Genomic DNA, 13861 nt, shown 5'->3' with positions numbered 1-13861 from the left:
CAAGCAAGGAGAAGTCAATGCCCACCAAAACCGTGATCGTCGGCTCGGCCATCGGCCTGCACGCCCGCCCCGCCGCCATCATCGCCGAAGCCGTCGTCAACGCAGGCGTCCCTGTCACGCTGTCGATGGACGGCGGTGAACCGGTCGACGCGGGCTCGGCGCTGATGATCATGACGCTGGGCGCGGGCAACGGCGCAGAGGTGACCGTCGCCTCCGACGACGAGGCGGCGCTCAAGACCGTCGCCGACCTCGTCCAGCAAGACCTCGATGCCTAAGCCTTCCAAGAGTTAGCGAACAACACCCCGCTGGCGGCCGCTTAAGATTGCTTCGATGCATGGAGCCGACGGCCTTGACGTGACACTTTGTCCCGCCGCCGCTCCGCCACATTGTTTGCTGTGTATTCGTCAGCACACTGCTGCCGGGCGAAGGGCCGAAAGGGGTGACCGCGCGTGCGCCGCATCGGTGCGTTAGTGGCAGTGCTGATGCTGGCGGTGTTGAGCGCTCCCCCTGCCGTAGCGATCGAGCCCCCCACCATCGACCCGGCCGTCGTGCCACCGGACGAAACAGGTCCGGATCAGCCGACCGAACAGCGCCGCGTGTGTTCGGCGCCGACGGTGTTCCCCAATTCGAACTTCGCGGACAAGCCGTGGCCGAACGACTACCTGCGGCTGGCCGATGCGCAGAAGTTCGCAACCGGCGCCGGCGTAACTGTCGCGGTGATCGACACCGGCGTGAACGGCTCACCCCGGGTACCTGCCGAACCCGGCGGGGACTTCGTCGACAAGGCCGGCAACGGCATGAGCGACTGCGATTCCCACGGCACGCTGACCGCGTCGATCATCGCGGGCAGGCCCGCCCCCACCGACGGCTTCATCGGTGTCGCCCCCGACGCTCGCATTCTGTCGCTGCGGCAGACCTCGGAGGCCTTCCAGCCGGTCGGTTCCCACACCGACCCCAACGACCCGAACACCACACAGACCGCGGGCTCGCTCCGCAGCCTCGCCCGCGCCGTCGTGCATGCCGCCAACATCGGCGCGCAGGTGATCAACATCAGCGAGGCCGCCTGCTACAAGGTGACCAGGCCGATCAACGAGTCGGGCCTGGGTGCCGCCATCAACTACGCGGTCAACGTCAAGGGTGCGGTCATCATCGTCGCCGCGGGAAACACCGGACAGGATTGCGACAGACCACGAAGCGCACCATCTTGCCGCCGATGTCACGGCGCCACCACCGGCCCTCCAGAGTCCGGTCCGCCCGGCTGAGGGTGTCGACCATTGCGGCGACCTCGGGGTGGGGTTCACCGAACAGGTCGAGCACGCCTTGTGCGGTCAGGTCACGCCCGACCTGTTCCCACACGATGTTGCGCAGATCTTCCTGAGGGATGTTGGGCCGGATGCCCAGCGCGACGGGGAAGTCCATCAGATGGAGTTTGTCCGCGATGACGAGCATGCCGTCGATGGTGACCTCAACACCCACCACGTCGTCGAAATGTGTTGGCGGACTGGTCATATTTGCCCTGTCTGCGTCGACGCGCGCAAGACAACGGTCATCGCGCCACTGATGTGATGGGAATCTTTCGCTGATTCGGCGAGCTTGTCGCACAGGTCATCTGAGGATGCGGCGGCCGATTCGGCCGCGCTAGCGCGCACGTCGTCGCCGGACATGCATCTCCTCGTCCTTAGCTTCATCCGCAGTGGTGTCCCGGCCGGCGGCCCGGGGTGGATTGTCCGAATCCAACCTAGCTGCGGCGGGCATCCGACGGGGCGGGGGGCCGGACCGACCCAACCACGCAAACCTTCGCTGACGGACAGCTTACCAGCGGAAACACCTTGCAAATGCACTAATTTCCCGGCCGGCCGCGGCTGCCGACTCCGCCGACTGAGCAAACTATCAGCGCCTCAGGTCTTGGTTTTATGCCGTTGCCAGCAAATACAATGCGCTCTGGTGAGCGGACGCTCAATTGGAGCGACGGCCGCCCCTGATGCGTCCGTTTGTGTGCTCGCCGCCGCAATTGGTGTTTGCTGGACAGCCGCGGCGCACCCTGGTCGTCGGATTCCGTAGCGCAGCCCGGCTGTGGTTGATACTTGAGGGTGGCCGACATACGCGTCGTCTGGAAGCGAAGGAGATTGTGCAGTGACCGACCGCGACGACGCATTGCGGAGAGAACTCGGCTGGACGGGGCCGGAGGAAACCGACTACGAGCCGCCCAAACCGAAGCCGGATCCAACGCCCGCCCCCCAGCCACCGGTGCCCTCGCGACCGCCGGTCGACTATGTGCCGCCGGAACGTCCCGCGAGCCCGCCCGCGCCGCAGTCGCCGAGTCCTGAACCCGGCCCGCGCGGCGGCCAATCCGAACCCCCTCCGCCGCCGTTCCTGGATCCAGAGCGCCAAGGCGGCCACCGGCAACCGCCGCGATACGGGCCACCGCCGGGAGGGCCGCGCGACACCGGACCCTTGCCGACCCCCAACCGTCCCGACGAGGGCCCGCGGACTCCGCAACCCGACTGGCAGCCGCCACCGCGCCCGCAGCGTCCTGCTCCGCCACCCCCGCAGCCGGGACCGCCCACCCAACCGTGGAAGGCGCCGCTGTACCCACCCGAAGGGGCGTCGGCACCACCACCGCCGCCCGCGTCGTACGCCGACCGCATCAGAGCCGACGACCTGGTGCCCTCCCGCAAGGTCCCGCCGTCGCGCGGCTGGCGGCTAGCGGTGTACAAAGCGACCTTCGGAATGGTCAACCTCGGCCAGTCGCCTGACGAAATCCGGCAGGCCGAGCTGGAGGCCAGGATCAAGTCGGTGCTGCGCGGGCACTACAAGATCGGCGTGATGGGTAAAGGCGGCGTCGGCAAGACCACGGTCTCGGCCAGCGTCGGATCGATATTCGCCGAACTGCGCCAGGACGACCGCGTGGTGGCCATCGACGCCGACACCGCCTTCGGCAAGCTCGGCAGCCGGGTGGACCCCAAGGTGCAGGGATCCTATTGGGAGTTGGCTTCCGACCAACATCTCGAGACGTTCGCCGACGTGCGCAGCCGGGTCGGCAACAACGCGGCGGGCTTGTTCGTCCTCGCGGGCGAGGCGACTCCGGCGCGCCGCCGCGTGCTCGACCCCGCGATCTACCGCGAAGCGACGTCACGACTGGACCGCTACTTCACGATTTCGATCGTCGACTGCAGCTCGACCATGGACACCCCTGTCACACAGGAGGTGCTGCGCGACCTCGACGCGCTGATCGTGGTTTCATCGCCATGGGTCGACGGCGCGGCGGCGGCGGGGCAGACGATGGACTGGTTGGCCGCCCGCGGGCTCACCAACCTGCTGCAGCGCACGGTGATCGTGCTGAACGATTCGGATGGCCACGCGGACAAGCGAACTCGGTCGATCCTGGCCCAACAGTTTGCGAGCCAGGGGCAGAAGGTCGTCGAGGTGCCGTTCGACGGGCATCTGCGGCCTGGCGGGGTCATCGACCACAGCAGCCAGATGTCGCCGGCCGCCCGCCGCAAGTTCATCGAGATCGCCGCCGCGCTCGCCGAATACTTTCCCACCCGCGATGACCGCAGCAGGGAACGCCACTAGTCGAGCTGCTTGAGCAGCGCCTCGATCGCATCGATCGACGCAGCGGCCACTGGCTCCTCCGCCTCCGCGCGCAGCACGTCATCCTCGGAAACGCCTGCGGCTTGGGCGGTTTCGGCGATGGTCAGGTTGGCGCGGCGGCGGGTGGCGTACACCCGCTGGCCCAATGTCGCGCGCGGCGCTGTTGCGGCAAGCATCGTCAGCTCGTCGATCTGACGGCGGACGGTGCCAAGCGCCTTGATGAGCGCGGGCGTCACTCGGCTGATGCGGGTGGCGCTGGCGGCAACGCCCTCGAGCTGGCGAAGGTCGGCGAGAATGGCCGCGACCCGAGGGGTGAACTCGGCGTCGTCGACCTGGGGCAGCGCCTCGACCGCCGGGCCGAGGGTATGCACCGCGGTGATGATGGCCTGCGATATCAGGCTTCCCTCTTGCCCGACGCCTGCGGGTTCGGTCGGCCGCTCCCGCGCCGGAGGCTCGCCTTGACGGAGCCGGGCGATCGTGCCCGGCGGCCACTGCAGCACTTCCTCGAGCTTTGCTCGGGTGCGTTCGCGTGGCCAGCTGCGGCCCTTTTCGAACGCGATCAGGGCTCCGGCGTTGATGATTCCGTCGGCCGCGAGACTGCGTTGGCTGATGTCGAGTTCTCGCCTGCGCGCCGCGGCGGCCGCGCCGGCGCGGACCAATCCCGGGTCGACGACGTCCGACGCCTCAGCGGTCGACTCGGCGTCTGTCATTACGGCGATTCCTCGCTGAGTGGGTGCTGCGCAGGGTGTCGCAATAGTAGCCGCCCAACCGTCGAGTGCTACGACTTGACCCTCGATTCTGCGTGAATGAGATGCAGCGCAGCTACAGCTATCAGACCAGTAAACTGTATCAATGCTACGGAATTACACTTCTGACGTATGGCCTGGTTTCCGCAGCTTGGTCGGCTGTTTTGGTGTCGAAGCCTTCCGTTCTCGTTGTCCGCCGGGCGCGCTAGGTCTTCGCTAAACTGTTGCATTGCTACGGTTGCTGCGCTACGTTTGGCGGCATTGCGGCGTAGTGCCGCAGAGCGTGCAGAGGAGCAACAGCGATGAGCGCATCCGAATGGGAAGAGACGCCGATCGGCGCATGCACCCAAGACCCTGAACGGTGGACCACCAGAGCAGACGAAGTGGCCAAAGCCATCTGCCGGGAATGCCCGCGCCGGTGGCTGTGCGCCCGCGAGGCGTGCGAACTCCCGCGTGCCGAGGGGCTGTGGGCAGGCATCGTCATCCCCGAGGCCGGCCGCGGCAGAACGTTTGCCCTGCGACAACTGCGCTCGCTGGCCGAGCGCAATGGCTACCCGGTACGCGATCGCCGACTGTTCGCTGAATCCGCCTGACCCGCTCGCCGTTCGCCGATGTCGAGGGGTCTGCGGCGAACCAGTGGAATATGTTGTCCCGCCGGGCAGTTAGATCATGCGACGGTGTCGGTTATGCCCCGGGCCCCATCCAGAATCGTCGCCGAGAGCGACCCCTCGCCGAGAGGCGCCATGGCGGCACCGTCCCAAACTTCCCGCCTACCAGGTGTCCACGAACCTGCTCTCACCGCGCGGTTGGGGATGCGCGGCGGCCGCCGCGAGGGTCGCTGCGATCAGACCGCGGGTATCCGCGGGGTCGATGACGTCGTCGATCTCGAACAGGGCAGCGGCGTTGAGCGCCTTGGCATTTGCCTCGGCGGCGGCCGTTGCCTGCCTGACTCGTTCTTCCCGGTCGCCCTCGTCGGCGATCTGCTCGAGTTCCTTGCGCAGCCCAAGTCGGACGGCTCCCTCGAGGCCCATCGGGCCGAGGTGGGCGCCCGGCCAGGCAACGGTGAGCAGCGGTTCGTGCAGACTGCCGCCGGTCATCGCCTGCGCGCCGAGCCCGTAGCCGCGGCGCAGCACGACCGCGACGAGAGGCACACGCATCGCGGCGCCCGCTACGAGCATGCGGGACGCGCGTCGCACCAACGCCTCGGACTCAGCCGCCGGGCCGACCATGTAGCCCGGGCAGTCGATCAGTGACACGACCGGTAGTCCGAACGCGTCGCAGAGTTGAAGGAAACGCGCGGCCTTGTCGGCGGCGGCAGCGGTGATCGCGCCTGCCATCACCATCGTGTTGTTGGCGATGACGCCGACGGCGCGGCCCTCCATGCGCGCCAGTGCGGTGACCATTTCACGGGCGAACCCCTTGCGGAGGAAGGTCACCGATCCGTCGTCGGCCAACGTCTCGATGATCGGCTCGACCTTGTACGCCCGCCGCTGTGTTTCGGGAATCATTGTGCGCAAACGTGTTTGGTCGCTTTCCCGGCCTGGTGTCGTCGCACCCTGAAAATAGCCCAGCAACTGCTTGGTCACCGCCACGGCATGTGCCTCGTCCGGTACGACGACGTCGAGCACGCCGTTGGGCTGTTGCATGGAGACCGGGCCCACCGCGTCGGGGTGGACGTCACCGAGGCCGCCGCCTGCGATCATCGCGGGCCCGCCCATCCCGATCGACGCATCCTCGGTGGCGACGATCAGGTCGGAGCATCCCGCGATCACCGCGTTGCCCGCGAAGCAGCGGCCCTTGACGATCGCGATCCGCGGCACCAGTCCCGACAGCGCCGCCCACAGCTTGAACGCACGCGCATCGAGCGCCGAGACGACCGGGTAGTCGGTGTCGCCGGGACGTCCGCCGCCACCTTCGGCGAAGAACACCGTCGGCAACCGCATCCGCTCGATGAGCTCGAAAAGCCGGTCCTTCTTGCGATGACCGAGCGCGCCCTGGGTGCCCGCGAGCACCGTGTAGTCATACGACAGCACCGCGCATGCGTTGCCGTTGACGCGCGCCGTGCCTGCGACGAGCCCGTCGGCGGGGGTGCGCGCGATCAGGTCGTCGACGTCGCGGCGGAATCGCTGAGCGGCGATCGCGAAGCGTCCGTACTCGACGAACGACCCCGCATCGACGAGGTCCTCGATGTTCTCGCGCGCGGTGCGACCGTTGGCTGCGTGCCTGCGTTCTACGGCCTCTGGACGGGCCGCATCCTCGGTGAGCGCGCGGCGGCGCAGTAGTTCGGCGTGATCGTCGCTGCTCATCGTGTCAGATGCTAACAACGTGTGATTGTTAGCACGCTATTAGTTAGTGCCCTATCTAATTGGGTAGTGTGGGGTCATGACGCTCGTCGAGGACGACATCGATCCACTGGCGCTGGAACGGCAGGTGTGTTTCGCGCTGGCCGTCACCAACCGCGCGGTGTTGGCGGTGTATCGGCCGCTGCTCGAACCGCTGGGACTGACCCACCCGCAGTACCTGGTGATGCTCGCCCTCTGGGACCACCACAAGTCGGCCGCCGATCGACCGCTGACGGTCAAGGAGATCGCCGCCGCATTGCAGTTGGATTCGGCGACGTTGTCTCCGATGCTCAAGCGGCTGGAGTCGCTCGGCCTCATCAACCGCTCCCGCAGCACCGCCGACGAGCGTGCCACCGACGTGGAGCTGACCCGGGCAGGCATTCAGCTACGGCGGCGAGCCCTCAAGATTCCGCCCGCGGTGGTGGACCGGCTCGGCGTGGGTCTCGACGAACTCGAACGGCTCCACAGCGTCCTCACTCGCGTCAACGCCGCGGCCCTGGCCGCCGGCGCGCTCAACGACAGAAAGGATGTCCGATGAACCGGCCATCTCCGCTGCAGTACATCGGCTATGCGTACGGCCGCAGCCTTCCCGCCGAATTCCGCGATTGGGTGCGCAACGACCTCGCAGGCCCAGGAGCAGTGCGCCGCCACATGGTTCGCGCCGCGATACCGCCGTTCCTTGTGCTGGCGCCGTTCTGGTTGCTGCCTGCGTCGCTGTACGTGCATACGGAGATGACGGCGCCCATCTACATCTGGGCCTTGCTGATGTCGTTGGCGCTGAACAAAGTGTGGCGCCGGCACCGGTTGGCGCAACACGGTCTGGACCCCAATCTGGTAGACGAGATCAACCGGGAGAAGAACGCCCGTGTCCACGAGGAGTACATCCGGCGCTACGGGCCACGCCCGGAAGCGGCCCGCTGGCAATCCAACAGCAGTCCTTTCTAGCCGCCGGAAGTTATCCACAGGCCGCGACGGCACGGGCACCGATTTGTCGGCGATCCGGCTTAGCGTGCGGACATGACCAACTGGATCAACACCGTCAGCCGTGGCCACGTCGAACGTGGGGTGCGTGGCCGCTTCACCCAGGCCAACCACGGCAAGCCACACATGTTGAAGAAGATGGCCAGGGGTGACTGGATCGTCTTCTATTCGCCGAAGACCGACTATCCCGAAGGTGATCCGCTGCAGGCCTTCACCGCTATCGGCCAGGTCGTCGACGACGAACCGTACCAAGCGGAGCTGTCGCCGGACTTTCAGCCGTGGCGTCGCAACGTCGATTTTCTGGAGTGTGCGGAAACACCGATCCGCCCGCTGATCGAGCAACTGGAGTTCATCGAGGACCCCGCGCGCTGGGGCATCAAGTTCCGGTACGGGGTGTTCAAGATCAGCGATCACGACCTCGAGGTGATCCGCTCAGCGATGACGGGTTAGCCCGTCACACGGTCGATATCGGTGTCAACGTCGGGGCGATGCGCGTCAGCGTGCCGTCGTATGTCAGCTGATAAATGCTGCCGTCCGGTCCCTGCACCAACTTGTTGGTGCTGCCGGGCGCCGCCGCGCCGAACACCTTCTCGCCGATCAGCTCCGAGTAGTCGGAATTGAACGTCAGCTCCTTGACCCACTTCTGATTGAAATCCGCGATCAAGACTGTGTTTCGGTTCCCATCGGCGTAGGCCAAGACACCGGTGATCGAGTTTCCGCCGCTGGCGTGCCGGTACGCATAGATCGGATTGTCATACGAGGACGGTGTGGAGCAGTCGGCTGTGCCGATTCCGTTGCAGGGACCTTCGGCATAGGGCCAGCCGTAGTCGCCGCCTGCCGTGACGAGGTTGACTTCCTCCCACTCGGCCTGGCCGACATCGGCCACCAACAGCTGGCCGTCCGGCGCGAAGGCCAACCGGAACGGGTTGCGGAAACCGGTCGCGTAGATCAGCGGGCCGGCGCCGGACGCGTTAGGGAACGGGTTATCGCTGGGTGCGCTGCCGTCTGGATTGAGGCGCAGCACCTTGCCGTAGATGTTGGACAGGTCTTGGGAGTTGCTGCCGTCGATCACGCTGCAACAGACGTTGTCACCGACCGACCAATAGAGCTTGCCGTCGGGGCCGAAGGCAAGCCCTCCGCCGTGGTGGTCGTTGCCCGCTGGCTGCGTGCCTTGGACGAGGACAACCTCTGAATTCGGATCGACCGTGAGCACCTCAGCCGTCGGGTCGGTGACCGTCAGACGCGACAAGCGTTGGTAGTTGTCTGACCTGACATAAGACACGTAGATGTAGCCGTTGTTTTCGAAGTCGGGATCTACCTCGAGGCCCGCCAACCCCTTTGCCCAGAAAGTGTCGGTCGGCAACGTGATGAGTGGGGTGCTCTGTAGCTGGCCGCCGTTCGACACCCTGATGGCACCGCCCTTTTCGGCAAACAAGAGTCGACCGTCCGGCAGGAACCGGAAGTCTGTCGGCGAGTTGAGCCCAGACACGACGGTGGATGAGGTGTATCCGTCGTCGACGATGATGGTTACCGACGCGGAGCGACCGCCGCCGCCGAACAGTCCGAACGTCGCGAACCGCATCAGACCACCTAGCAGGCCGGTGCTGCCGCCGTTCATCTCGGTCGCGGTGATCTTGAATTTGTCCTCGCCGTTGTATGCCGGGTCGGGCGTGTAGGTGAAGGTGCCGTCAGGCGCCACTGTCACGTCGCCATGAGCGGGCTTGCTCGCGGTCAGTTTCAGCGTGCTGTCCGGGTCGGTGGCAATGACGCGGCCCACGAGATTTCCGTCGACCACTCGGCTGTCGGCCACGTCATAGGTGATCGTGGGTCGCTGATCGGCGCCGGAGCTGGATCCCAACAGGCCCCGGCTCAGCTCGCGCCACGCCAGTTGAAGAAAGCCGAACAGCGACGGCGCAGGCGCGGCCGGTGCGACCGGGTCGGTCGTGGCCGGCGAGCCGAGTGCAAGGGAGGTCAGCATGCTGGTAACGATCTGCCCCTCGGTTTCCGGTGTCACCTGTGCCTCTGGCGGATCTGCCACCACCTGACTTTGGACCACGGACCGCGCGGTCATGGTTGGAGTCGACCCTGCACTTCCGCGGCCCGAATTCGGTTCGTCCGCCTGGGTTTTGGTGTCTGGACTCGGCGTGGCGTCGTCCACCGGGCGTGCCTGGGCCGCCGCGTTGGTGGCGCTAGCCGATGGTCGAACCCGTTTCTCCAGTGCGGGCTTGTCATCCTGCGACGATGGCCGTGATGTCGACGCCGGGTGCCGTGCGCCCTTCCTTACTGGCTTGGCCGTTGAATCCGCTTCGAACGCCCCGTCTTTCGGCGTCTCGGTGGCATGACCAGAAGTGGCTTCGGTGTCGTCGGGACCAGTTGTGCTGCCGCCGGCGGCCTGTGTGGACGTTGTGGATTTATCCGTCGTCGTGGCGCCACCCGCGGCGCCTCCGTTTGCGGTCGCCGACTTCGTCTCTGAGGAGTCGTTTGCCGCCGAGCCTGATGCGCCTTCGGAAGAATCCGCCATCGCCAGTCCGTGGCCGGTGAATACGGCGGTGCCAATCCCCAGGGCAATCGCCAATCCGCCGACGCGTCCCACGTACGCCGCTGAATTCTTCATATCGTCACTCCTGCAAGCTATCCAGCAAAGGTCTGACTTCTCGCTGCGGGCCGTTAAGATATTTGCTCCAGCCGCCCGCCGTTTCGCCAAGATACGTCCGACGACCGTGCAGACATAAGCTTTACAAGCTGGCTAGCAAAGCTGGTCGCCGGTTACTGCAGCCGTTCGCCCGACCGGTCTCCTTTGCCATCGGGGCGGCCACCGCTCAGTCATTTCTGTTTCAGCAACGGTTCGCTAGGTGCAGTGTCGTGCCTGCCATACCGGGGCGTGCCGACGCGCGGGCTACCGTGAGTCCGTGAGCAACACCGATACCGCCCCTGCCGAAGTAGCCTGTGTCGCTTCGCCGTTCGCCGGAGTGCTGCATCCGCGTGAGGTGCCGCTCGGCGGACCGCGGGCGATCAAGGTGCGGCGCACGCTGCCGCAGCGTGAACGCTCGCTGATCGGGGCCTGGTGTTTCGCCGACCACTACGGGCCGCACGACGTCCGGGGCGGCACCGGGATGGACGTGCCGCCGCATCCGCACACCGGATTGCAAACCGTCAGTTGGCTGTTCAGCGGCGAGGTGGAGCACCGCGACAGCGCGGGCGTGCACGCGATGGTCCGTCCCGGCGAGCTGAACCTGATGACCGCCGGCGCGGGGATCTGCCACTCCGAGGTCTCGACCTCCGCGACGGCGGTGCTGCACGGCGTGCAGCTGTGGGTGGCGCTGCCCGACTCCGATCGTGACGCCGGCCGGGACTTCGCCCACTATGTGCCGCAACCACGCTCCGTGGGCGGTGCCACGCGGCGGGTGTTTCTCGGCGAGCTCGAGGGCGACCGCTCCCCCGTGCACACCTTCACGCCGCTGCTCGGTGCGCAGCTCGACCTCGATCCGGGCGCGGACGTCACCCTCGAGGTGGATAGCGACTTCGAGCATGGCGTGCTGCTCGACCAGGGCCGCGTCGAGGTGGCCGGTACCGCGCTCGACGTGGCCGATCTGGCGTTCCAGGCCGCAGGCAGCAGCCAACTGACGATCGCCAACCGCGGCGACAGCCCTGCGCGGGTGGTGCTGCTGGGTGGCCCGCCGTTTGCCGAGCAGCTGGTGATGTGGTGGAACTTCGTCGGCCGCAGCCACGACGACATCGCCGGCTACCGCCGGCAGTGGGAAGACCACGCCGACCGCTTCGGCGCAGTCGAGGGCTACCGCGGCGCCGTGTCGCGACTACCCGCTCCACCGCTGCCGAACGCCACGTTGCGCCCACGCCCCAATCCCGGGGTATAGAGGATTCATGACCACCGACAAGACCGGCGCGCCGACGACCGTCACCCAGGAATCCGACCGCTTCAGCATTTCCGTTGACGGACAACAGGTCGGCTTCACCGAGTACGTCGATCGCGACGGGCAACGGGTCTTCCCGCACACCGAGGTGCTCGACGAATTCGGCGGCCGCGGCCTGGCGACCATTCTCGTCGGCGAGGCGCTGCAGGCCACCCGCGACGCCGGGCTGCGGATCGTCGCCGTCTGCCCGATGGTGGCCGGCTACGTCGAGAAGCACCACGAACTCGCCGACGCGGTCGATCCGATCAATTCGGACATCAAACGCTGGCTCGCGACCAGGTAGCGCGAAATTCGAGTACCGACCTACTCGCTCGGATGCGGTGAATCTGCGCCAAGCTCAACTCACGACAACATCGACGTGCTGACCGGTTGGGGGTAACGGGGGCGGATACCCCCACAACACAGCACGGTCACGGGCCCGTCGCCACCCACTGTGGCGGCGGGCCCGTCACGTCGTAAGGCCTGCCGGATATGGTCGGTCGCAATGACCGGCCCTTCAGCATTCTTCGTCGCCGACGGCGACACCTTCGTGCCGCAGCCCATCGCCCGCGGGCCGTGGGGAGACACGATCAGCGGCAACTACGTCGGCGGCATCCTCGGCCACGTCCTCGAGCGCGACGCGGGCGATCCCGATTTTCAGCCAACCCGGTTGACCGTCGACCTGTTCCGGCCCGCCGCGCTGGCTCCGGTGCGCGTCGACACCACGGTGACGCGTCAGGGCCGCCGGCTGAAGTTGGTCGACGCGGTGATGACGCAGGGCGAGACCGTCGTCGCCCGCGCCAGCGGACTGTTTCTGCGTCGCGGCGAACAACCAACCGACCAGATCTGGTCATCACCGGTGACCATGCCGCCGATTCCGCCCAGCCCCGACCCGATTCCACGGGGCTTGGCGATGCTGGTGTGGACCTACGGCCGCAACGAGCACACACCCGGTCCTGGCTTCGGCCTCGATGCGTGGCAGCACGCGGGGCCGAAGTACATCTGGGTGCGCGATATCCGGCCATTGGTCGCCGGCGAAGAACTCACGCCGTTCACTCGGGCGGCGATGGCAGGCGACATGGTCAGCTCGTTGACTCATTTCGGCGCAGCGGGTTTGCAGTTCATCAACGCCGACTACACCCTGACCCTGTCCCGGCTACCCGAAGGCCCCTACCTTGGGTTAGCGGCCCTGACGCATTACAGCCACGACGGCGTCGCCACCGGCACGGCCACCATCGTCGATCAGCACGGCCCGATCGGCAGCGGCGTCGCCAACGCGTTGTCCAACCCTGGCTTCAACCCACCGCACCCCTAGCGCGGCTTGCACACCACCACGGGAATCTCGCGGTCGGTCCAGGCCTGGTAATTGTCGAAATCCGCGTAGAGGTCGACGAGCTTCGGCCACAACCGCGCCCGCTCTTCGGCGCTTGCCGTCACGGCACGCACCGCGCGACGGTCGGCACCGATCTCCACGTACGTGTCGGGGTTGGCCACCAGATTGCGATACCACTGCGGGTCCTCTGGCCGACCGCCCTGCGACGCGACGATCACCACGTCGGCGCCGTCGAACATGTACAGCAGCGGCGTGACGAACACCTTGCCGGACTTGCGACCGCGATGCTCGAGCAACAGCGTCGGCACCGGCTTGCGGAATCCCGCTCCGATGCGCCACTTCCCGCCGATCTTCCCCCCGGTCTTCCGGTAGACCCAGACGTGGGCCTTACCCGCGTACTTGAAGATCTTCGGCAGCAGCGGCGAATCCAGCTGCCTGGGTCGGTCCTGCGGCATCAGAGGTACTCGGCCGTGCTGCCGCCGATAGGCATCGCGGGCATGCCGAGCTTGCGGTGATCCCAACTGCGCATCCGGCTAGGGACCACCCGCACGCAGATGCGGTTGTTCATCATCTGGTCGATGAACGGACGCATCTCGTCGGTATACGGACCGGTGTACCGCTCCCACACGCTAATACCAACGCGCAGAATGGTTTCCGCGTCATCGACGATCTCGGCTTTGCCGTCGATCGACACCCCGCGCAGCGTGTCGTAGCTTTGCCCGTCTTCGATCATCACCGTGATCGTCGGATCACGACGCAGGTTGACCGCCTTCTGCGACTTGGCTTTGGTTTCGAACCAGATCTCGCCGTCGACCACGGCGTACCACATCGCGACCAGGTGCGGCCTGCCGTCGGGCAGCACGGTCGCCATCGTCGCGGTCCGGCTGCGCTCTATGAACTGGGCGATCTCCTCGTCGGTCATGACGATGTTCGCCCGCTGGTTTGTGCCCACGG

The 13861-nt window shown here is 66.5% G+C and carries 14 protein-coding genes and 2 pseudogenes; 10 read left to right on the top strand and 6 right to left on the bottom strand.

Features of this window, described 5'->3' with window-relative positions; translation table 11 throughout:
* Positions 1 to 17: 17 nt before the first annotated feature.
* Both J3E61_RS09785 and J3E61_RS09780 read left to right on the top strand, forming a co-directional pair.
* A complete protein-coding gene (locus J3E61_RS09785) occupies positions 18 to 275 on the top strand; it encodes an HPr family phosphocarrier protein (protein ID WP_192725011.1) in 258 nt (85 codons plus the stop codon).
* Positions 276 to 482: 207 nt separating this feature from the next.
* A pseudogene (locus tag J3E61_RS09780) lies at positions 483 to 1181 on the top strand (S8 family serine peptidase); the annotation flags it as partial.
* On the opposite strand, the pseudogene J3E61_RS09775 reads toward J3E61_RS09780, so the two are convergent.
* Positions 1180 to 1509 (bottom strand): annotated as a pseudogene (locus tag J3E61_RS09775) (ESX secretion-associated protein EspG); the annotation flags it as partial. The pseudogenes J3E61_RS09780 and J3E61_RS09775 overlap by 2 nt on opposite strands.
* A 624-nt stretch (positions 1510 to 2133) precedes the next feature.
* Between J3E61_RS09775 and J3E61_RS09770 the strand changes: the two are divergent.
* Positions 2134 to 3576, top strand: a complete 1443-nt coding sequence (locus J3E61_RS09770) for a MinD/ParA family protein (protein ID WP_210083410.1) — start codon at positions 2134 to 2136, stop codon at positions 3574 to 3576.
* Here J3E61_RS09770 and J3E61_RS09765 read toward each other — a convergent pair.
* Positions 3573 to 4304: a transcriptional regulator gene (locus J3E61_RS09765; protein ID WP_210083409.1), complete on the bottom strand. Its 732-nt coding sequence runs from the start codon at positions 4302 to 4304 to the stop codon at positions 3573 to 3575. The genes J3E61_RS09770 and J3E61_RS09765 overlap by 4 nt on opposite strands.
* Before the next feature lie 338 nt (positions 4305 to 4642).
* On the opposite strand from J3E61_RS09765, the gene J3E61_RS09760 reads away from it, so the two are divergent.
* Positions 4643 to 4933 (top strand): WhiB family transcriptional regulator, encoded by a 291-nt coding sequence (locus J3E61_RS09760; protein ID WP_210083408.1) that lies wholly within the window; start codon positions 4643 to 4645, stop codon positions 4931 to 4933.
* Between the two features lie 177 nt (positions 4934 to 5110).
* Here the strand turns inward: J3E61_RS09760 and J3E61_RS09755 are convergent, their stop codons facing one another.
* The gene (locus J3E61_RS09755) at positions 5111 to 6646 is read right to left on the bottom strand and encodes a biotin carboxylase (protein WP_210083407.1); all 1536 of its coding nucleotides are present in this window, start codon (positions 6644 to 6646) and stop codon (positions 5111 to 5113) included.
* 76 nt (positions 6647 to 6722) lie between these two features.
* Between J3E61_RS09755 and J3E61_RS09750 the strand changes: the two genes are divergently transcribed.
* The 3 genes from J3E61_RS09750 (at position 6723) to J3E61_RS09740 (ending at position 8113) form a co-directional block, all read left to right on the top strand.
* Positions 6723 to 7220, top strand: coding sequence for a MarR family transcriptional regulator (locus J3E61_RS09750; protein ID WP_210083406.1), 498 nt, complete (start codon positions 6723 to 6725; stop codon positions 7218 to 7220).
* Positions 7217 to 7627: a DUF5313 domain-containing protein gene (locus J3E61_RS09745; protein WP_210083405.1), complete on the top strand. Its 411-nt coding sequence runs from the start codon at positions 7217 to 7219 to the stop codon at positions 7625 to 7627. Before J3E61_RS09750 ends, J3E61_RS09745 begins: the two co-directional genes overlap by 4 nt.
* A gap of 72 nt (positions 7628 to 7699) precedes the next feature.
* Entirely contained in the window at positions 7700 to 8113 is a 414-nt protein-coding gene (locus tag J3E61_RS09740) for an EVE domain-containing protein (RefSeq protein ID WP_192725004.1), read from the top strand.
* Positions 8114 to 8117: 4 nt separating this feature from the next.
* Here J3E61_RS09740 and J3E61_RS09735 read toward each other — a convergent pair whose 3' ends face one another.
* Positions 8118 to 10277, bottom strand: coding sequence for a PQQ-dependent sugar dehydrogenase (locus J3E61_RS09735; protein WP_210083404.1), 2160 nt, complete (start codon positions 10275 to 10277; stop codon positions 8118 to 8120).
* 295 nt (positions 10278 to 10572) lie between these two features.
* Between J3E61_RS09735 and J3E61_RS09730 the strand changes: the two genes are divergently transcribed.
* The 3 genes from J3E61_RS09730 (at position 10573) to J3E61_RS09720 (ending at position 12889) form a co-directional block, all read left to right on the top strand.
* Positions 10573 to 11538 (top strand): pirin family protein, encoded by a 966-nt coding sequence (locus tag J3E61_RS09730; RefSeq protein ID WP_192725002.1) that lies wholly within the window; start codon positions 10573 to 10575, stop codon positions 11536 to 11538.
* Between the two features lie 7 nt (positions 11539 to 11545).
* The gene (locus J3E61_RS09725) at positions 11546 to 11878 is read left to right on the top strand and encodes an N-acetyltransferase (RefSeq protein WP_210083403.1); all 333 of its coding nucleotides are present in this window, start codon (positions 11546 to 11548) and stop codon (positions 11876 to 11878) included.
* Between the two features lie 201 nt (positions 11879 to 12079).
* Positions 12080 to 12889, top strand: coding sequence for a thioesterase family protein (locus J3E61_RS09720; RefSeq protein WP_210083402.1), 810 nt, complete (start codon positions 12080 to 12082; stop codon positions 12887 to 12889).
* Here J3E61_RS09720 and J3E61_RS09715 read toward each other — a convergent pair.
* Positions 12886 to 13365, bottom strand: a complete 480-nt coding sequence (locus tag J3E61_RS09715; protein WP_192725271.1) for a nitroreductase family deazaflavin-dependent oxidoreductase — start codon at positions 13363 to 13365, stop codon at positions 12886 to 12888. The two genes, J3E61_RS09720 and J3E61_RS09715, sit on opposite strands and share 4 nt — an antisense overlap.
* Positions 13362 to 13859, bottom strand: coding sequence for a TIGR03618 family F420-dependent PPOX class oxidoreductase (locus J3E61_RS09710; protein WP_192724999.1), 498 nt, complete (start codon positions 13857 to 13859; stop codon positions 13362 to 13364). Before J3E61_RS09710 ends, J3E61_RS09715 begins: the two co-directional genes overlap by 4 nt.
* Between the last annotated feature and the right edge of the window lie 2 nt (positions 13860 to 13861).

The organism is Mycobacterium sp. OAE908, from assembly GCF_017872775.1.
GTDB lineage: Bacteria > Actinomycetota > Actinomycetes > Mycobacteriales > Mycobacteriaceae > Mycobacterium.
This window is presented reverse-complemented; position numbering and strand designations above follow the sequence as displayed.

What these genes read in the sequence shown, in the direction of transcription:
- J3E61_RS09785 (WP_192725011.1), top strand. Translation starts at nt 18, where the DNA reads ATGCCCACCAAAACCGTGATCGTCGGCTCGGCCATCGGCCTGCACGCC.
- J3E61_RS09760 (WP_210083408.1), top strand. Translation starts at nt 4,643, where the DNA reads ATGAGCGCATCCGAATGGGAAGAGACGCCGATCGGCGCATGCACCCAA.
- J3E61_RS09765 (WP_210083409.1), bottom strand. Translation starts at nt 4,304, where the DNA reads ATGACAGACGCCGAGTCGACCGCTGAGGCGTCGGACGTCGTCGACCCG.
- J3E61_RS09725 (WP_210083403.1), top strand. Translation starts at nt 11,546, where the DNA reads ATGACCACCGACAAGACCGGCGCGCCGACGACCGTCACCCAGGAATCC.
- J3E61_RS09740 (WP_192725004.1), top strand. Translation starts at nt 7,700, where the DNA reads ATGACCAACTGGATCAACACCGTCAGCCGTGGCCACGTCGAACGTGGG.
- J3E61_RS09755 (WP_210083407.1), bottom strand. Translation starts at nt 6,646, where the DNA reads ATGAGCAGCGACGATCACGCCGAACTACTGCGCCGCCGCGCGCTCACC.
- J3E61_RS09720 (WP_210083402.1), top strand. Translation starts at nt 12,080, where the DNA reads ATGACCGGCCCTTCAGCATTCTTCGTCGCCGACGGCGACACCTTCGTG.
- J3E61_RS09745 (WP_210083405.1), top strand. Translation starts at nt 7,217, where the DNA reads ATGAACCGGCCATCTCCGCTGCAGTACATCGGCTATGCGTACGGCCGC.
- J3E61_RS09735 (WP_210083404.1), bottom strand. Translation starts at nt 10,277, where the DNA reads ATGAAGAATTCAGCGGCGTACGTGGGACGCGTCGGCGGATTGGCGATT.
- J3E61_RS09750 (WP_210083406.1), top strand. Translation starts at nt 6,723, where the DNA reads ATGACGCTCGTCGAGGACGACATCGATCCACTGGCGCTGGAACGGCAG.